The sequence below is a fragment of the Streptomyces sp. NPDC054794 genome, from assembly GCF_053611585.1.
Genome location: NZ_JBSHAQ010000010.1, coordinates 74,907 through 90,816, shown reverse-complemented (window position 1 = coordinate 90,816; position 15,910 = coordinate 74,907). Strand labels below are relative to the sequence as shown.

Sequence of the window (15,910 nt, the reverse complement as noted above, 5' to 3'; positions counted from 1 at the left end):
AGGCGCGGTGAGACGAGACGTGGACGTGTTGTCGCAGCCCAGCACCACTGCCGCCCGCCAGGCACCGACTCGTGCGGCACCGTCTCCAGAATGGCGCGGCCACGACCGTCAGGTCGCCTGCCGCCAACGCGCGCACCCGGCCGCGTCCTCCCGGTCAGGCACCGCCGTCTGCGGCCCGACCGTCCGCGTCGGGCAAGCGCCTCCGAGACGGGTCGTACGTGGAGATCGTGACCCCGGTGGATGGAGCAGCAGAAGTTCGCGGCAGACTCTGCGTATTGCAGCCCATCATGAAGAGGATGAACGCATGATCACGCTCACCAAGGAAGACGGCCCGGCGGATCTGGACGGAGTGACCCATCTGTCGATCGGCGTGTCCTGGGATCCGACGGGCGGCGCCAGCGGCGGAGTCATGGGCGTGCTCCGGCGCAAGGCCGGAACCGACCTGGACCTGATCGCCATCGCCATGCAGGGTTCGGACCCGGTGCGCCTGGCCGGCCTGGACTCTCTGGACCCCATGGGCAACGGCTCATTGGTGCACAGTGGCGACAACCAGACCGGCCGAGGGGACGGGGACGACGAGACGGTGACGGTGGCGTTCGCGCGCATCCCGCCCCACGTCACCTCGATCGTGTTCGTCGCTGCCGCCTTCAAGAAGGGCAGTTCCTTCCAGAAGGCGCGCAACATCAGCTTCAAGGTCTACGACGCGACCGGCGGAAGCTCTCAGCAGGTCGCCGACATCTGGCCCAGCCTGCTCACCCAGGACAACGGCTGCGCCGTGGCCAAGGCCATGCGAGTCGGCGAATCCTGGAAGCTCGAAGTGATCAACGTGACGGGGAAGATCAAGCAGGGCGACGAGCACGCCCTGATGCGTTTCGCGATCAGCAAGTAGTGCGTGCGCGTCTGTATGGGCAGATCTCGTCGGCGGTCCAGTCGGTGCCGTACGTGCGCCAGTAGCCGGCGTTCGGCGGCAGCCGCGTCGATGCCCGGCCACGCGACAGCGGCCGCCTGCGTGGTATGGGCATCTCCACGGTGTGTTTAGGGCCTCAGTGACCTGTGACGGCGAGCGTTGCTGGTTTGCCCTGGCGGAGGCTGTGGTCAGTGACCGCCGCTCGGGGGCTGGCAGTCGGTGCCGTCGGGGTAGCCGCCGAAGGCATCCGCCTTGGTGGATTCACTGCTCATCGTGCCCTCCACGCACCAGGGGGAGACGCCGATGTCGATGAGGAAGCCGACCCCGGCGGACCCGTCCTGGTACGCCTGCACCTTCCCGGCGGAGTAGCCGAGGCGGGTGAGTGCGTTGCGGACGCTGTCCGAGGTGAAGTCGCCGCGCCGGCGCAGCGGTTCGAGTGCCTTCTTCACGCGTCCGACGGCGGTGAGTCCGTCGCAGCGGTTCTGTCCGTGGAGCGGGATAGGAACTTGGAAGCCGTGGTTTTCGGCGTAGTGGTCGGTCGGCGGCACGGTTGAGGTGGGGGTGGTGGCAGCAGGGGGCGCCGTCGGCTTGGGGCTCTCGCCGGGACAGGTGAAGTCCGCCGGTGTACTCGGCGTCGATATGCCGGTCGGCGTTGGATGCGAGCGCCGGTACGCGTCGGCGGTATTCCCTGCCCGCTGCGTTCCACACCCCGCCGTCAGCAGGACCATCACCGCCAACGGCAGCATCCTGAGATGGGCTCTTGTCTTCCTTCGCGTCGTCATCCCCCGATCTTTCCCCGCCGCTCGCTGGGCGTCATGAGTACTTCTACTCATGGGCCACAACACCCCAGTCGGCCTTCGGTGTCACACGCTTCGGTCCCGCCGCGTACGGCATCCGCCTCGACGCATGGAACCACGCCAAGCCCGGCGTGGACCTGCCGCTGACCCTGAACGTGCGCCGCGCGAAGGGTGCCGCGCCCAGCACCCTGACGTCGACGCGAGCCTGGTACTCCCTCGACGGCGGACTGCACTGGATCCAGCTGGGCGTCCACCGACGCGGTCCCTCCACCGCCAGGGTGGCCTAGCCACCCGCCTCGCAACCTCCCAGAACTAAAGGGCACCCGCCAGCACCTCCGCGGCGGCCACCCCGCACGCGGCGGTAGCGCCGTGGGTGAAGATCTGGGCCGCTCCGGGGACCGGGGCGCTCGGCAGGCCCATCTCCACGACGATCGCGTCGGGGCGAGCCGCGAGGAGGGCGGCGAGAGCGCGTGCCATCCACGCGTGCCGAGAGGCGTCGCGGACGACCACGACCAGAGGCCGCCTCGCGGCGGGCGCCAGTGCGTAGATTTCCAGGGCGGTGGCCGTTGACCGCAGGTCCTCAAGCCGCACTCGGACGGAGGTCGTTCCGGGCAGCCGTTCGCCCAGCGGAGTGGCCACGCCCCAGGGGGTCTCCTTGCCGATGGCCAGGTTGGTGGTGGGCACGAGTTCCACGACGTGTGGTGCGTTGACCAGGGGCAGGACGTGCTGTACGGCTCCGTGCAGGCGGATGGCCCGGCGGGCGGCCGCGAAGCCGATGCCGCCGGTGTCCCAGTCGGCGGCATGGGTCGGGCGCAGGCTCGTCGACCAGGCCGCGAACTCCCGGATCCGGCGGCCCGCTTCGTCGAGCCGTTCCTCGGGAAGGGTCCCCGATACGACGGCGTCCGCGAGGGCGTCCACGAGCAGCCGGGCGGTGGCCGCCTCCGCGTTCTCGCCACCGACGCAGACGGCGTCGGCGCCGGCGGCGACGGCTCTGACCGTGGCCCCACCGATACCGTAGCGGTCGGCCACGGCGCCCATCTCGATGGCGTCGGTGACGATGATGCCGTCGAACCCGAGCTCCTGACGCAGCAGTTCGTCCAGGATGCGTCGGCTCAGGGTGGCGGGCAGGCCGGGGTCGTAGGCGGGGACGAGCAGGTGGCCGCTCATCACCGCACGGACGCCCGCGTCGAGGGCGGCGCGGAACGGCGGCAGAGCCTGTTCGGCGATTTGCGCGCGGTCGGCGTCGTAGACGGGCAGGCCGTGGTGGGAGTCGACGGCCACGTCGCCGTGGCCGGGGAAGTGCTTGGCGCAGGCGGCGACACCGCCCGACTGGAGGCCCCGGATCCAGGCGCCGGTGTGCCGCGACACCACCTTGGCGTCGACGCCGAAGGATCTGACCCCGATGATCGGGTTGTCCGGGTTGGAGTTGACGTCCGCGCTGGGCGCGTAGTCGAGGCTTACCCCGGCGGCGTGCAGCTGGCGTCCCAGGTCGGCGGCGACGGCCTCGGTCAGCTCGGTGTCGTCGACCGTTCCGAGAGCGAAGTTGCCCGGCCGGGTGGAGCCGGTCGCGGACTCGATCCGGGTGACGTCGCCGGCCTCCTCGTCGATCGCGATGATCAACTCGGGGTTCTCTGCGCGTAGTTGGTCGGTCAGTCGGGCGACCTGTTCGGGCCTGACGATGTTACGGGAGAAGAGCACCACCGATGCCAGCCCGTCGGCGATCTCGCGCAGCACCCAGTCGGGTGCCTTGGTGCCCACGAACCCCGGCTGCAGGACGGAGCGCGCCAGTCGCCGCAACTCTTCGCTGTGCTTGCTGGAGGCCATCGCATGCGCCCTTCTGTTGGTACAGACCAATGCGTCTCCGCTCAGGCTAGCCGATCTTGTCAAGTGGGGGCGAATTTCGCCGAGTTGGCGAAAACGTGCCCTCAACTGCGATGTTTGACATGCGAGTTGGTCTAGTCCAACTTAGTGATGCGCGAGTTCGAAGAGGGGCTGGTGTGGCCCGTGGTGCAGTGACCCTGCCGTATGGCCGCCGCCCCTCACTCCGCGCAGTTGGTGACCCGGCTGGGGTCGCCGGTACCTGAGATCGAGATGTGGAGCACCGTATGCCCACGACTGACCGTTATCTCCATCGAGCCCCTTCGAACATCCCCTACTTCAGCTCGGACGGCGAGGCCTATCTCGCCCAGACACCCCTGCGGGACCTGAAGAAGACCCGCCCGCTGCGAGTCCTCTCCGAGGAGGACTTCGCCTCGTGGCAGACCTACGGCTACGTCGTGGTGAAGCAGGCGATCCCCACCGCCCTGGCCCGGCGACTGCTGGCCTTCGCCTGGGAGTTCCAGGGACTCGACCCCGAGCGGCCGGAGACCTGGTACGAGGACCGCGCGTACCGCTCCGACCTGGACCGGGAACTGCACATCTATGGATTCGTCGAGGCCTATCACCACCAGCTCATCTGGGACAGCCGCCAGACGCAGCGGGTCTACGACGCGTTCGTCGACGTCTGGGACTGCGAGGAACTGTGGGTGACGCTCGACCGGCTCAACCTGAACCCGCCCAACATCAAGAACCGTGACCGGGCTCTGATCCCGCGCACGGACCAGGGCTTCGACATCGAACTCCACTGGGACGTCGACACCACACTCGGCGTACTGCCACAGCGGGTGCAGGGGATCATCGCCCTTAACGACACCAGGCCCGAACTCGGCGGCTTCCAGTGCTGCCCCGAGCTGTTCCGGCAGTTCGACCGATGGAAGGCACTCCAGCCGCTCGACCGCGACCCGATCCGGCCCAGGATCGACCGCGCGGAGTTCCCCGTGGTGCGACCGGAACTCGAGGCCGGTGACCTGCTGATCTTCAACGGCCTGCTCGCACACGGCGTGGCACCGAACACCTCCGACGGAGAAGTACGCGCGGTCCAGTACCTGTCGATGATGCCGGCGCTGGAGTCCCACCGGACCATGCGACGCTCCCGGATCGAGTCATGGCGCACGCTCAGCACGCCGGACTGGAACGCGACCCTGCTCGGCGACGCCACGCGACACGAGTCCCTGAGGTACGGGAGGGCCACTCTCGACGAACTCGGCGCCAAGCTGCTGGGCCTCACGTCCTGGACCGGAGCGGACCTCGACGAGGCGGAAGAGCCGGCCGGAGAAGAGACATGCGTCGAATTTGTCTGACCCTGCCGACCAACAGGCCCTGCACGGCGACCATCGCGGCCGTGGCCGAGGAAGCGGCCTATGCCGCCGAGCACTTCGACACCGAGGTGCACCTCCTGATCCTGGACTCATGCACCGCGCCTGCGTACACGGAGCACGCCGAGGCCGTGCACCGCATATCCGGAGACCCACGAATCGTCGTACACCATCTCGACGAGGCGCGGCAGCGGGACTTCCTGCGCCGGGTGATCGACCGGGCCCAAGCGGTGAAGCCCGACCTCCTGCTGGATCTGATGCTCCCGGACGGCGTGTCCTACGGCGCCTGCACCAACCGCGCCTTCCTCGTCGCCGCCGCGCTCGGCTGCGAGTCCGTCCACCGCAGGGACTCCGACAGCCGGTACCAGGTCGTGAACGGCCGGAGTGTCTTCCCTGTCCACCACGAGCTGATGTCTCTCGGCAGGCACGCGGCCGACGCCGCGCGTCATGTCACCGAGATCGCACTGGATGCGGAGCACATGGACCGAAAGGTCGTGATGGTCGGCAGCTCCTTCGTCGGTGAACTGTCCGTGGACATCGGCGAGATACTCCGGATCGACCCCGACGTCTACCACGACATGGTCGGTCTGTGGGCGCCCGTCCACTGGTCCGGCGAGCAGAAGAGGCGACTCGTCGACGAGTCCTTCCGGGGCGCGGGCACGGACGCCTTCGCCGGGGACCATTCCACGCTGACCGTGGTCGACCCCATGCGCGTGGACATGTGCAACATCGCCTTCCACGGCGTGCACGAACACGTGCCCCTGCCGCCCGCGACCGACACCATCGGCAGTGACTACTTCCTGACCCACCTGGTCCACGACGCCGCACTGCCGGGCGTCCTGCACAACCGGAACATCGTCAACTTCTACACCGGCGAACGCCGCACCGACTCTGGGTTCATGGCGTACCAGCTGCGCTTCGTCAAGTTCCTGCTGTCGATGCTGTACTTCAACTTCGTCTACGACCAGATGGGCCGGACCGGCGCGTCGCTGCTCGACGAACGAGGGCAGGTGCGCGCGTCGGCCGTAGCCCTGCTGGCCAGGGAGAGCGCAGGGCTCGACCGGAGTGAGAACGTCCACCGACTCGACGTCCTCGACGCTGCGTACCGCAAACTGGGCGGCAGATACGCGGAGTTCGCCGACTTCCTGTGGCAGCGGCGTGCCCGCCTCCTCGACGAAGCGCGCAGCGACATCGAGGACTTCGCTCTGCTGGTGGAGGCATGGGGGCCGCTGATGCGGGCGGCCGCACTCACCTCCGTGGCCCCGGCGCCCGGGTGGCAACGGTGAGAGCGGCCATGGCGCACGAGTCCGCACCATTGCTCGCCGCTCTGGCGCGCGCGACGGAGGACCGGATCGTCTTCGACCTCACCGGAATCGAAGACCGTTACGACACACTGCGGCGTCAACTGCCCGGCGTCGCCGTCCGATTCGCCATGAAGGCCTGCCCGGTGGACGAGGTGCTCGCCCATCTGGCCAGGAAGGGCGCCGGAGTCGACGGGGCAAGCCCCCGCGAACTGGAGCAGGCGCTGCGCGCGGGCGTGCCGGTCGAAAACATGCACTACGGCAACACCGTCAAGGCGGACCGCGACATCGCCGACGCCCACCGCCTCGGCGTCAGGGACTTCGCGACCGACAGCGCCGAGGACTTGGCGGCCATCGCGGCCCACGCCCCCGGAGCCCGCGTCTTCTGCAGGCTGGCGACCAGTGGTGAAGGGGCGCTGTGGGGTCTCAGCGGCAAGTTCGGCTGCGCACCCGCGGACGCGGTGCGCATCCTTCAGGCGGCGCCGGACAAGGGCCTGACACCCTCCGGTCTGTCCGTGCACGTCGGCTCCCAGCAGATGACGGCGGACGCCTGGCACAGCGCCGTCGAGTGCTTGGCGGACGTCCTGACCGCCCTGGGCCGGCGCGGGATAGTGCTGGACCACATCAACCTCGGCGGCGGTCTGCCGGCCCTCGGATACCTCGACCGGTGCGGCGCACCACTGGAGCCCCCGCTGGACAAGATATTCGCCGTCATCCGCGAGGGAATGCGCCATCTCAGGAAGGTCCACGGCGAGCATCTCGAATTCGTCATGGAGCCGGGGCGCTACCTCGTCGCCGACCACGGCGCCATCCGGGCCCACGTTGCCCGGCTGGCCGAGCGGCGTCGCCCCGACGGCGAGCGCCAGCACTGGCTCTACCTGAGCTGCGGCAAGTTCAACGGCCTCTACGAGATGGACGCGCTGCAGTACCCGCTCGTCTTCCCCACTCACCCTGATGCCGAGTACGTCCCCGCCGTCGTCGCGGGCCCCACCTGCGACAGCGACGACGCCTACCCCCAGGGACACGGCCTCGTGCACGTCCCCCGGAATCTGGCATCCGGCGATCCCGTCTGGGTGCTGGCCAGCGGCGCCTACGCGATCAGTTACACGACCCAGGGCTTCAACGGCTTCGCCCCGCTCCCGTACACCTGCACGGGGGGAGGACGCCCATGAGCGGCGACGGCGTATCCATTCGCCACATCGCCGACGCCGACTGGGACGCCATCGCGGCGATGGAATCCCGGACCTACGCGGAACTCGGCCTCTCGGAAGGGCGCGCGGCCCTGCAGTCGAGGGCATACGCCTCGCCGGACACCAGTTTCGTCCTGGACGTCGGTGCCCAGCCTGCCGGGTACCTGCTGGCCCTGCCGTATCCGCCCTTCAGATACCCGAGCCTCGATCGTGTGAAGGAGCCGGCGGTGCCCTCGCGGGCGGGGGAGCCGACGATGCCCTCGCGGACTGCGCGCAATCTGCACCTGCACGACATCGTTGTCGCGGAGCGCCTGCGCGGCGCGGGTCTGGGGCAGCGACTCCTGAACCACCTGACCCTGACGGCCGGTTCGAGCGGGTTCGAGCGGATCTCGCTGATCGCCGTCGGCCGCAGCGAGCCGTTCTGGTCGGCGCGCGGGTTCAGCGCGCACCCGGGGATCTCTCCGGGCGGTTACGGCGCGAACGCCGTCTACATGTCCAAGGCGATGACCGAGTCGACGAAGTGAGTTGATGCGTGTGTTCCGTGTCCATGATCCCTTCCACCGCGGCCAGTTGGCCATCGCCGCGCTGTTCTGTTCCCTCGGCTTCCAGTACGCCACCTGGGCCGCGCGCATCCCCGCCATCAAGGCGGACCTCGGGCTGACCGCGGCCGAGGTGGGGGTGCTGCTGATGGCGGCCGGTATCGGCGCGGTGGCGTCGTTTCCCCTGGTGCCGGTGCTCGTGCAGCGGCTGGGCTCCGCACGGCTGGCGCTGCTGTCGGCGCTCTGTCTGGCCCTGCTGCTTCTGGCACTCGCCGCGGCGCCGGACTATCCGGTCGCCCTGTTGGTCATGGTGGCCGACGGGGTGTGCGTGGGGTGTCTGAACGTGGCCATGAACGCACAGGGAACGGCACTGGAGACCCGGCACGAACGCAACGCCATGGCCCGGCTGCACGCGACCTTCAGCGCCGGCTCCCTGCTCGCGGCGCTGCTCGCCTCCGGTATGAACGCGGTGACCTCCTCCGTCGCGGCGCATTTCGGCGTGGCTGCCGTGGTTCTCGTCCTGCTGGTGGCTCTGGCGCGTCCCGGTCTTCTTGAAGACGAGGCTCGCGCGGAGGAGAGGCAGGGCAAGACCCGCACCGGTTGGAGCCTTCCGTCCCGGATGACGCTCTGGATGTGCTGTGCCATGGTGTTCGGCACGGTGACCGAGGGCGCCATGAACGACTGGTCCGCCCTCTACATGAGGGAAGTCGCCAAGGCCTCCGCGGAGTTGGCGCCGATGGGCATCGCCGTGGTGTCCGGCATGATGGTGGTGGCCCGGCTCTTCGCCGACGGCTGGCGCAGCCGCTGGGGCGACGGGCGCGTCGTCCTGCTCGGCAGTGCGGTGGCCGCCGCCGGGTTGGTCTTCGCCTTGGTGAGCGGGGGAGTGGTGGCGGCCCTGATCGGGTTCGCCTGCGTCGGACTGGGCTGCGCGGCCGTGACCCCTTGCGTCTACGTGGCTGCGGCGAAACAGGGCTCGCAGGCGCTGGCACTGGTCGCCGCGATGGGTACGACGGGTTTGCTGGCCGGGCCGCCGCTCATCGGTTTCGTGGCGAATTCGAGCAGCCTGGTGTGGGGTCTGGCGGTGGTCGCGGCTGCGGCGGCCGTGGTCTCCCTGTGCAGTACGCAGATCCGGTGGACGCCGGTGAGCGGCATGAAGGTCTAGAGCAGGATGCGGAGGTCGAGCACGGGCCCCGTGGTTTCGACCGGCGTCGCGTCCAGTTTCCCCAGGACGTGGAGCATCGTCTTGTTGCTCGCCGCCACCGTCGCGGCCAGCGCGTGGTGTCCCTCGCGGCGGGCAACGGTCGCCGCATGTTCGGCCAGCGCGGTGCCGAGCCCCCTGGCCTGCCACGCGTCCTCGACCAGGATCGCGAGTCCCCCCACCCCTTGTTGATCGGTACGCATGACGTTCGTCATGGCGATGATGTATTCCGTACGTTCGGCCGGAGCGGTCACCAGCGTGGTGCCGCGCTCTGGGCTGGACAGCCGACGCCATTCGGCAGGGGAGATCCCGGACTTGCCCACGTGGTATCGCAGGGCTCGGCTGCCCAGCGAGCAACGGCGGTGCAGTTCCTGGACCGGCACCAGGTCGACGGGGGCCGCCTCCCGGGTGCGGGTGGCGGTTCCGTCGGTCAGCGTGATCGGGTGTGCGTCGTCTCGACGGCCGGCGTCGGGCATCGACGTTCTCCTCACATGGCGATCGTGACTACCGTGCCGCGTCCCGGGACGCGAGCGGGGCCTTGCCGAGCAGTCTTTTGCCGCCTCCAGGTCGACTCAAGAGGACTTCGCGTCAGGTCGATTGCGCTGCGCTTATGTTCAACCACGAAGAGGAGCGAAAATCTCAAGGAGTAGTGGTCGTCGTCGACGCCGATGCTGCCTATTGCTCACGACATCGCCCAAGGATTTACACGGAGGGCGGCCCGGCCCTCGTCACGATGAACGTTGGTGCTTGGCGCAAACGAGCCACTTCTCGGCGCTGAGGGCGATCGCGGTGAGCGCGGGTACGGTGCGCGGCCTGATGTTCGCCCCGGAGCCGTTGGGGTTCACTGGAACTCCAGGAACACCGTCTCGCCTTGGCCCTGAAGGCGGATGTCGAACCGGTACGTTCCCCGACCCTCGTCGGCGGCGATCAGCGTGCCGCGTCGCTCCTCGTCCAGTCGGGCGAGCAGCGGGTCGGCGGTGAGCGTCGCCTCGTCACCTGGCAGATAGATCCGGGTGAAGAGATGAACGAGCAGACCGTGCGCGAAGACGCAGGCGCTGAGGTAGGGCGCGTTGCGGCCGAGCGCGCCGGGCCGCAGCGTGCGCGTGTACCAGTGCCCGTTGGCGTCCGTCTGGATGCGGCCCCAGCCGGTGAACTCCACGCTGTTGCGCCCGAGATGGCCGCCGGTCGCCGGGTCGCGCCGCATCGACCCGTCGACCCGCGGCACCTGGCCGTCGGGATCGGGGCCCCAGAGCTCCACGAAGGCGTCCGGCAGTGGGTTGCCCTCACCGTCGTACACATACCCCTGGACGGTGATCGTGTCGGGATGCCCGAGTGGGGCGATGTCACCGCCACTCGGGAACGTCAGCGCGTACCCGTAGAACGGGGCGACCGTGTGCGAGGGGCTGGCCAGTACGCTCTGAGGCCTGCTGGGGTCGATCTTCGTCATGGCGAGTCAGAGTCCTTCCTCGATCCAGGTGGCGGCGGGGCCGTCCAGCACGATGTCCCAGGGGTAGCCGAGCGAGAACTCCGGCATCGACAGGCTGTGGTCGTACGTCGCGGCCAGCCGCTGCCGGGCCGCGTCGTCCGTGACCGACTGCAGGATCGGGTCGTACGGGAAGAGCGGGTCGTTCGGGAAGTACATCTGCGTCACCAGCCGCTGGGTGAACGCCGAACCGAACCGCGAGAAGTGGATGCGCCGGACGCCAGGCATTGAGGTGGTTGCGCCAGGGGTACGGGCCGGGCTGGATGGTGGTGAAGCGGTAGAAGCCGTCGGTGTCGGTGAGGGTGCGGCCGACACCGGTGAAGTTCGGGTCCAGCGGGGCGTTGTGCTGCTCATGCCGGTGGGCGTAGCGCCCGGCCGAGTTGGCCTGCCAGATCTCGATCAGCTGACCACGCAGGGGGTGGCCGGCGCGGTCCAGCAGACGGCCTACCCTGCGGAGCAGGCCACTGCCGCTTCCACAGTTTCACCCCGCTGATCATGCACCACTAGAGATCTTTAACGGTGCGGGTTACGTCGGGTTGTGGCGACTCCCGTGGGATGCGCTATGCCGGGAAGTGAGGTATGCCGATGGCGGTGGGCTGACGGCCGAGGACCGGGCTCGGCGTGAGCAAGCGCGGTTCGAAGCCGCTGATCTGGTCGAGGCCGGGGCCAGTGACCGGGAGGTGGCCCGGAGGTTCAGGCCGACCCGGATGTCGGCGAACCGGTGGCGGCGCGCGTTGGCCTCGGGCGGTCGGCAGGCTTTGGCCTCCAGGGGTCCTGGCGGGGCGCGCGGGAGGGCGACTTGGAACAGGCGCTCGTCATGGGCGAGCGCGCCCTCGAAGGCGAGCGTCAGCCCGTCCCTTCGCTCATCATGACGAGCCGCGAGCCGGCAGCCGAGATGAGGAGTTCCCACCCGCCACGTGCTTCTGGGCCGACTCGGACCCAGCGTGCCCGACGGGTCGGCACGGTCCCTGCCACTCTCCTGGCTACGCTCGGGCGGGAGCGCCCCGCAGCGCGTGGCTGCGAGGCGTCTCCTGGTGGGGTCTAGTCGACCGTCTGCCCGTCTTTCGTACCGCCCCTGCAGGTCCCGGTTCCGGGCACGGTCGGGTTGCTCCAATCGACCGTTCCGCCGGCCTGCGTGCACTCACCCGGGGTGAGGCTCTCGGCGGTGGCGGTGGTGGCGCCTGTGAGGCCGAGTCCGGCGAGGGCTGCCGTGGCGATGACGGCAGCGAGGATTCGTCGAATGCGCATTTGGTTCCCCTTTCACGGATTGTCTCAATTGGGCCACTAGTCAGCTTGATCTTCACCCATGTGGGTGGCACGCCATGTTGCGCCATTCGGGTGACCTTGCTGGCGGGTGCGGGGTCGGTGACGCGACCCGTCAGACAGGCCCTAGGAGATCTCTAACGGTGCGGGTTACGTCGGGTCGTGACGGCTCCCGTGGGATGCGCTATGTCGGGAAGGTGAGGTAGGTATCCCGATGGCGGTGGGCTGACGGCCGAGGACCGGGCTTGGCGTGAGCAGTGCGGTTCGAAGCCGCTGATCTGGTCGAGGCCGGGGCCAGTGACCGGGAGGTGGCCCGGAGGTTCAGGCTGCCCCGGATGTCGGCGAACCGGTGGCGGCGTGCATTGGCTTCGGGTGGTCGGCAGGCTTTGGCCTCCAAGGGTCCCGGCGGGGCCCGCTGCAAGCTGGACACGGGACGACTCCGGGTGCTGGAGGCGGTGCTGGACGCCGGTCCTGTCCCCTCCGGCTGGAGTGACCAGTGCTGGACGCTGGCCCGGATCGCTGAGATCGTGCGCCGCCGGCTAGGCGCCGAGTACACCTTGGCCGGGCTGGACCTGCTGCTGCACCGCATCGGCTGAAGCGTGCAGGTGCCCTCCCGCAAGGCCGCCGAGTGCAACGAGGCGAAGATCGCCGCCTGGCGGACTTGGGCGCCTGGCCGGCTTCGAGGACGAAGCCGGCCAGGGCCTGAGGCCGCCCAAAGGCCGCACCTGGGGCCACCGGGGCCACACACCGGTCGTGCGGGTCACCACCCAGGGCACCAAACGCTTCTCTAGAAGCTGTGTCTGAGCCTTGCATGACAAAAATGAGCGGGCCTCGGACAGGTTCTGATTTATGAAATCTGTGCGGTCAGGGGCTTGTCGTCACCTTGCGGCCCAGTTGTCGCTGGTGCCTCCGCGGTTTAAGCGGCGCCTGTCTTGTCGTTGATCTGGAAGGTGATTACGTCGACTTCGTCGGTTCCCGCCAGATCTGGGTAGTGGCCCTTGAGGCCTTCCCGGAGTTCGGTTGCGGTCGTCAGCCCCTCGGCTTGGGCGTCCTGGTTGGTGAGGTCGCTGACCAGGCAGTGCCTGATGCCGGTCACCTCTGCCGGCAGGACGACTTCGGGGTCGCTCTCGAACACCAGCCGTGCCGGCCCGAGCTGGGCCGGGTCCCGGTAGCGGGTGGTCTTGGTCTTGGCGCCGGAGCGGACGTCTTCGAGGTAGCGGGGGTTGAACCGGATGATCGGGGGACCGGCCGTCTCGGGGTCGTGGTAGAGCGATGGGTCGAGGCCGTTCATGCCTTCCGGGGTCCATCGCTGAGTCAGCGGCATCAGGTCGGCGGCGAGAATGGACCTGGGCCCCGCGGGCGTGGGCACGATGACGCGCATGGTGGGGTAGTAGTCCACGAAGACCTGCCGATCGCGCCCGCACGGGCCGATGACCCCACGCCCGTGGTTTCCCACGGCAACGATGCAGCGCATCTGGCGGGCGCCCTGGGCTCGTGCGGCTCCCAGAGCCACGAGTTCGGCGCAGGGTCCGCCGGTGAAGTGGTAGAGGTTCACGCCGGCGAACATCCGGTAGTCGGCGGCCATGACCGCGGCGCCCATCGTGTGGATCCCGTCTTCGTCGGGCCCGGCGTCGGTATGCGCGTCTATGGTGCGGCGTGCCAGCTCCACGAGCTCACGCTCGTCATCATCGAGAGCTCGTGCAGATGGCGGTACGTACACGTTTTCAGCCTTCCCTTCCGTGAGCAGTCGTCGAAGAGCATTCCACGCCACGCAGGTGGGCTCCACGGGATTTCGGCTTGCCTTGACCGGGCCCCTCTGGTGGTCCCGTGGGCAGGGATGGAGCGCCCTGGCTGAGGCTGGTCGTGATCACGGACGACGATCCCGGGCCGCGGCTCTGCCGTGGCTGTGGTGGCCCATTGATGCCGACGGTGAAGGCGGCCGCGGTGTTCTGCACGTCGGTGTGCCGTTCGCGGCACTGGCGGCGGGCAGGCGCGAGGGCCCGTGCGGTGCAAGGTGCCAGGGCTGCCACCTGCCCGGAGTGTGGGGTGTCCTGGACCGTTGGTGTCGAACGTGCTTCCTCGGCAACGTGCTGTTCTCCCGCCTGTCGCGAACGGGCCTGGCATAGACGGCGCACGCAGCAGCGCGGGATGTGAGACCGCGCATGCTGGGGCCATAGGGCCGCTTCTCGCGCCGGGGCCGCACGCCCTTTCGGACGGCCGGCGGGCGTCAGATGGTGCGAAGTGATGGGCTTTCAGGGCGAGTTGGCGGCATGGAATAGTGTCGCGCCCGAGCCCGTGGGGGTGGTGTCCGGACGCCCGAGATGATCGGCAGTGTGAGCCGGGATCGCTACGACGAGCTGGTCAAGCTGGGGCGCGATTGGGTGGCCACCATGAGCAGCGCCCAGTGGCGCCTCGGGGATGCCGCCATGGAGAGATCCACTCACGCGCAACCGTCTCGATCCCGCTCCCGGCCGCCACGAACTCTTTGTCCAGTAGGTTGAACTCCTCCGTCGCGGCCTGGGTGAGCGCATACAAGGCTTCCAGATCCGACGGCTGCTCGGCCTCAATTCGCTCGCACAGTCGCAGCAAGATCGCCCTGCCCCCGTCGACTGCACGATCAGGGAAGTACGAGTCGTCGTACATCTGCCGCAGGAATGTGTGTCCCGTCACCTGCTGGTTTGTGATCGGCATGGCACTTCCCCCTCTCCGTGAAGAGCTGACGCGCCGATCATGCATGGCACTACTGACAGCGACGCCACCTACGTTTGTCAGACCCCTCGTGAGCAGGACTTTCACAACAGGCCCAGAACGCTCAGGGCCAGCTACAACGCTCGGTCACAAATGCCGTGAGCACAGTTGGCTGCCGCCCCGGCTCGGTGCCTCGTCTCGCCCGAAGCTGCTCGCGGCTGGTGATCTTGGCTGGTGAACGCACTGCTGAATGCGGTCTCCAGCGGGTCGGTTGCCACTTCGGCGAACAGCCCACGAGGGCGCCCGTGATGTGGGCCGTCTATGCGTACCTTCGACAGGGCGTTTGTAGGTCACCCCGTGCGGCACGGAGGCCAACTGGTTTGATTTATACGTCTTTACTCTTGCCGTAGCTGATGCAGTGACTTCAAAGTCGTATCTCACGACCTTGGGGGTGGCCGCTTGCGGCCTACGCGCGCTCGTTGGTTATTGGTCTCCGTCACGGGCGCGTGCGCCTTGCTCGCTCTGTCGGCCTGCGGCGGCGACACAGGAGGAGCCGCTCAATCATCACCCTCCACAGCGGCATCGCGCACGTACACAAGCCAGTCCTTCATGGTGCCGCTCACGATCACCGTCCCCACCTCCCTGGGGATCCGGCCGGTGTCGGACACCCGCACGTTCCTGACGTGGGTGAAGTCCGGCGACAAAGTCCGATTCCTGCTGCCCGCGGTGGTGTACGGGCCAGGAGGCAACGGACGACCGGAGACGCCGCCCGCCACCTACAAGGATTACGTGGCATACCTGCATGAGCAGGCCGGATACCACGCCAACTGGCGGGACGAGAAGACCACGACCGTCGGTGGCCGGGGCGCCACGCTGCTGACTGGCACCACGAATGAGCCGATGGACGGATCATTCGGCTGTCCGACAGCCAAAGCGGACCCCGACAAGGACTGCTTCGGGCTCCAGCCGGACTACGATTTCCGAGTAGCCGTCATCGACGCCGCCGGCAGGCCGCTCGTGGCATGGACCCTGAACGACGTCACTCAGGTCCAGAACCCTTCGGCCGCCGCCTTCATACGGTTCGAAGAGATGCTCAAGACCCTCAAGTTCCGATAACCCGGCAGGAACCATTCCGGCAACCAAATCCCGGTCACCCGTCGCAGGATCAACCACGGAGCGTCGTGCGGCAAGCGTCCTGAGCAATGCTGATGGCAAGTGTGGCGGACTGAAACACTCAATGCCGGGTCGCCTGCCTGGTGTGCAGGCCAGGCGGTGGCGAGACCGTCCCGGTGCGCCGGCCGCGCTGGGGTGAGAGTGCGCTTGACCTTCGAGTCGAGTCGAAGGTTTACC

Annotated in this window: 15 protein-coding genes and 3 pseudogenes; 10 read left to right on the top strand and 8 right to left on the bottom strand. The window is 68.4% G+C overall.

What is annotated here, in order from left to right; all coding sequences use genetic code 11:
- The first annotated feature begins 304 nt into the window (after positions 1–304).
- The gene (locus ACWGKT_RS13100; RefSeq protein WP_453273633.1) at positions 305–889 is read left to right on the top strand and encodes a TerD family protein; all 585 of its coding nucleotides are present in this window, start codon (positions 305–307) and stop codon (positions 887–889) included.
- A 206-nt stretch (positions 890–1,095) separates the two neighbouring features.
- Here the strand turns inward: ACWGKT_RS13100 and ACWGKT_RS13095 are convergent, their stop codons facing one another.
- Entirely contained in the window at positions 1,096–1,356 is a 261-nt protein-coding gene (locus tag ACWGKT_RS13095; RefSeq protein WP_453273632.1) for a hypothetical protein, read from the bottom strand.
- Positions 1,357–1,667: 311 nt separating this feature from the next.
- Between ACWGKT_RS13095 and ACWGKT_RS13090 the strand changes: the two genes are divergently transcribed.
- Entirely contained in the window at positions 1,668–1,991 is a 324-nt protein-coding gene (locus ACWGKT_RS13090) for a hypothetical protein (protein ID WP_453273631.1), read from the top strand.
- Between the two features lie 25 nt (positions 1,992–2,016).
- Here ACWGKT_RS13090 and ACWGKT_RS13085 read toward each other — a convergent pair whose 3' ends face one another.
- Positions 2,017–3,528 carry a glycoside hydrolase family 3 protein gene (locus tag ACWGKT_RS13085; RefSeq protein WP_453273630.1) on the bottom strand — a complete coding sequence of 504 codons (1,512 nt, stop codon included), beginning with the start codon at positions 3,526–3,528 and terminating at the stop codon, positions 2,017–2,019.
- Positions 3,529–3,809: 281 nt separating this feature from the next.
- Between ACWGKT_RS13085 and ACWGKT_RS13080 the strand changes: the two genes are divergently transcribed.
- Genes ACWGKT_RS13080 through ACWGKT_RS13060 form a run of 5 tightly spaced genes read left to right on the top strand, consistent with a single transcriptional unit; the run spans position 3,810 to position 9,090 of the window.
- Positions 3,810–4,883 carry a phytanoyl-CoA dioxygenase family protein gene (locus ACWGKT_RS13080; protein ID WP_453273629.1) on the top strand — a complete coding sequence of 358 codons (1,074 nt, stop codon included), beginning with the start codon at positions 3,810–3,812 and terminating at the stop codon, positions 4,881–4,883.
- On the top strand, positions 4,865–6,184 hold the full coding sequence (locus ACWGKT_RS13075) for a DUF6271 family protein (protein WP_453273628.1): 1,320 nt from the start codon (positions 4,865–4,867) through the stop codon (positions 6,182–6,184). Before ACWGKT_RS13080 ends, ACWGKT_RS13075 begins: the two co-directional genes overlap by 19 nt.
- An 8-nt stretch (positions 6,185–6,192) precedes the next feature.
- A complete protein-coding gene (locus ACWGKT_RS13070) occupies positions 6,193–7,371 on the top strand; it encodes a type III PLP-dependent enzyme (protein ID WP_453273627.1) in 1,179 nt (392 codons plus the stop codon).
- Positions 7,368–7,913, top strand: coding sequence for a GNAT family N-acetyltransferase (locus ACWGKT_RS13065; protein WP_453273626.1), 546 nt, complete (start codon positions 7,368–7,370; stop codon positions 7,911–7,913). Before ACWGKT_RS13070 ends, ACWGKT_RS13065 begins: the two co-directional genes overlap by 4 nt.
- A gap of 4 nt (positions 7,914–7,917) precedes the next feature.
- Complete coding sequence (locus ACWGKT_RS13060; protein WP_453273625.1) at positions 7,918–9,090, top strand: MFS transporter; 1,173 nt, start codon at positions 7,918–7,920, stop codon at positions 9,088–9,090.
- Here the strand turns inward: ACWGKT_RS13060 and ACWGKT_RS13055 are convergent.
- The 3 genes and pseudogenes from ACWGKT_RS13055 to ACWGKT_RS13045 all read right to left on the bottom strand — a co-directional run.
- Positions 9,087–9,602, bottom strand: coding sequence for an N-acetyltransferase family protein (locus ACWGKT_RS13055; RefSeq protein ID WP_453273624.1), 516 nt, complete (start codon positions 9,600–9,602; stop codon positions 9,087–9,089). The two genes, ACWGKT_RS13060 and ACWGKT_RS13055, sit on opposite strands and share 4 nt — an antisense overlap.
- A 365-nt stretch (positions 9,603–9,967) precedes the next feature.
- A complete protein-coding gene (gene pcaG, locus ACWGKT_RS13050; protein WP_453273623.1) occupies positions 9,968–10,573 on the bottom strand; it encodes a protocatechuate 3,4-dioxygenase subunit alpha in 606 nt (201 codons plus the stop codon).
- A 6-nt stretch (positions 10,574–10,579) separates the two neighbouring features.
- Positions 10,580–11,054, bottom strand: a pseudogene (locus ACWGKT_RS13045) (dioxygenase family protein); the annotation flags it as partial.
- A gap of 127 nt (positions 11,055–11,181) precedes the next feature.
- Between ACWGKT_RS13045 and ACWGKT_RS13040 the strand changes: the two are divergent.
- Positions 11,182–11,397, top strand: a pseudogene (locus ACWGKT_RS13040) (helix-turn-helix domain-containing protein); the annotation flags it as partial.
- 253 nt (positions 11,398–11,650) lie between these two features.
- Here the strand turns inward: ACWGKT_RS13040 and ACWGKT_RS13035 are convergent.
- A complete protein-coding gene (locus ACWGKT_RS13035; RefSeq protein WP_402638377.1) occupies positions 11,651–11,857 on the bottom strand; it encodes a hypothetical protein in 207 nt (68 codons plus the stop codon).
- 240 nt (positions 11,858–12,097) lie between these two features.
- On the opposite strand from ACWGKT_RS13035, the pseudogene ACWGKT_RS13030 reads away from it, so the two are divergent.
- A pseudogene (locus tag ACWGKT_RS13030) lies at positions 12,098–12,661 on the top strand (winged helix-turn-helix domain-containing protein); the annotation flags it as partial.
- 127 nt (positions 12,662–12,788) lie between these two features.
- Here ACWGKT_RS13030 and ACWGKT_RS13025 read toward each other — a convergent pair.
- The gene (locus ACWGKT_RS13025; protein WP_453273622.1) at positions 12,789–13,643 is read right to left on the bottom strand and encodes an ASCH domain-containing protein; all 855 of its coding nucleotides are present in this window, start codon (positions 13,641–13,643) and stop codon (positions 12,789–12,791) included.
- A gap of 590 nt (positions 13,644–14,233) precedes the next feature.
- The gene (locus ACWGKT_RS13020; RefSeq protein ID WP_453273621.1) at positions 14,234–14,563 is read right to left on the bottom strand and encodes a DUF5713 family protein; all 330 of its coding nucleotides are present in this window, start codon (positions 14,561–14,563) and stop codon (positions 14,234–14,236) included.
- A 606-nt stretch (positions 14,564–15,169) separates the two neighbouring features.
- Here ACWGKT_RS13020 and ACWGKT_RS13015 point away from each other — a divergent pair.
- The gene (locus ACWGKT_RS13015) at positions 15,170–15,676 is read left to right on the top strand and encodes a hypothetical protein (protein ID WP_453273620.1); all 507 of its coding nucleotides are present in this window, start codon (positions 15,170–15,172) and stop codon (positions 15,674–15,676) included.
- The last annotated feature ends 234 nt before the right edge of the window (positions 15,677–15,910 follow it).

What these genes read in the sequence shown, in the direction of transcription:
- ACWGKT_RS13035 (WP_402638377.1), bottom strand. Translation starts at nt 11,857, where the DNA reads ATGCGCATTCGACGAATCCTCGCTGCCGTCATCGCCACGGCAGCCCTC.
- ACWGKT_RS13015 (WP_453273620.1), top strand. Translation starts at nt 15,170, where the DNA reads ATGGTGCCGCTCACGATCACCGTCCCCACCTCCCTGGGGATCCGGCCG.
- pcaG (WP_453273623.1), bottom strand. Translation starts at nt 10,573, where the DNA reads ATGACGAAGATCGACCCCAGCAGGCCTCAGAGCGTACTGGCCAGCCCC.
- ACWGKT_RS13060 (WP_453273625.1), top strand. Translation starts at nt 7,918, where the DNA reads ATGCGTGTGTTCCGTGTCCATGATCCCTTCCACCGCGGCCAGTTGGCC.
- ACWGKT_RS13070 (WP_453273627.1), top strand. Translation starts at nt 6,193, where the DNA reads ATGGCGCACGAGTCCGCACCATTGCTCGCCGCTCTGGCGCGCGCGACG.
- ACWGKT_RS13100 (WP_453273633.1), top strand. Translation starts at nt 305, where the DNA reads ATGATCACGCTCACCAAGGAAGACGGCCCGGCGGATCTGGACGGAGTG.
- ACWGKT_RS13055 (WP_453273624.1), bottom strand. Translation starts at nt 9,602, where the DNA reads ATGCCCGACGCCGGCCGTCGAGACGACGCACACCCGATCACGCTGACC.
- ACWGKT_RS13065 (WP_453273626.1), top strand. Translation starts at nt 7,368, where the DNA reads ATGAGCGGCGACGGCGTATCCATTCGCCACATCGCCGACGCCGACTGG.
- ACWGKT_RS13080 (WP_453273629.1), top strand. Translation starts at nt 3,810, where the DNA reads ATGCCCACGACTGACCGTTATCTCCATCGAGCCCCTTCGAACATCCCC.
- ACWGKT_RS13075 (WP_453273628.1), top strand. Translation starts at nt 4,865, where the DNA reads ATGCGTCGAATTTGTCTGACCCTGCCGACCAACAGGCCCTGCACGGCG.
- ACWGKT_RS13085 (WP_453273630.1), bottom strand. Translation starts at nt 3,528, where the DNA reads ATGGCCTCCAGCAAGCACAGCGAAGAGTTGCGGCGACTGGCGCGCTCC.
- ACWGKT_RS13020 (WP_453273621.1), bottom strand. Translation starts at nt 14,563, where the DNA reads ATGCCGATCACAAACCAGCAGGTGACGGGACACACATTCCTGCGGCAG.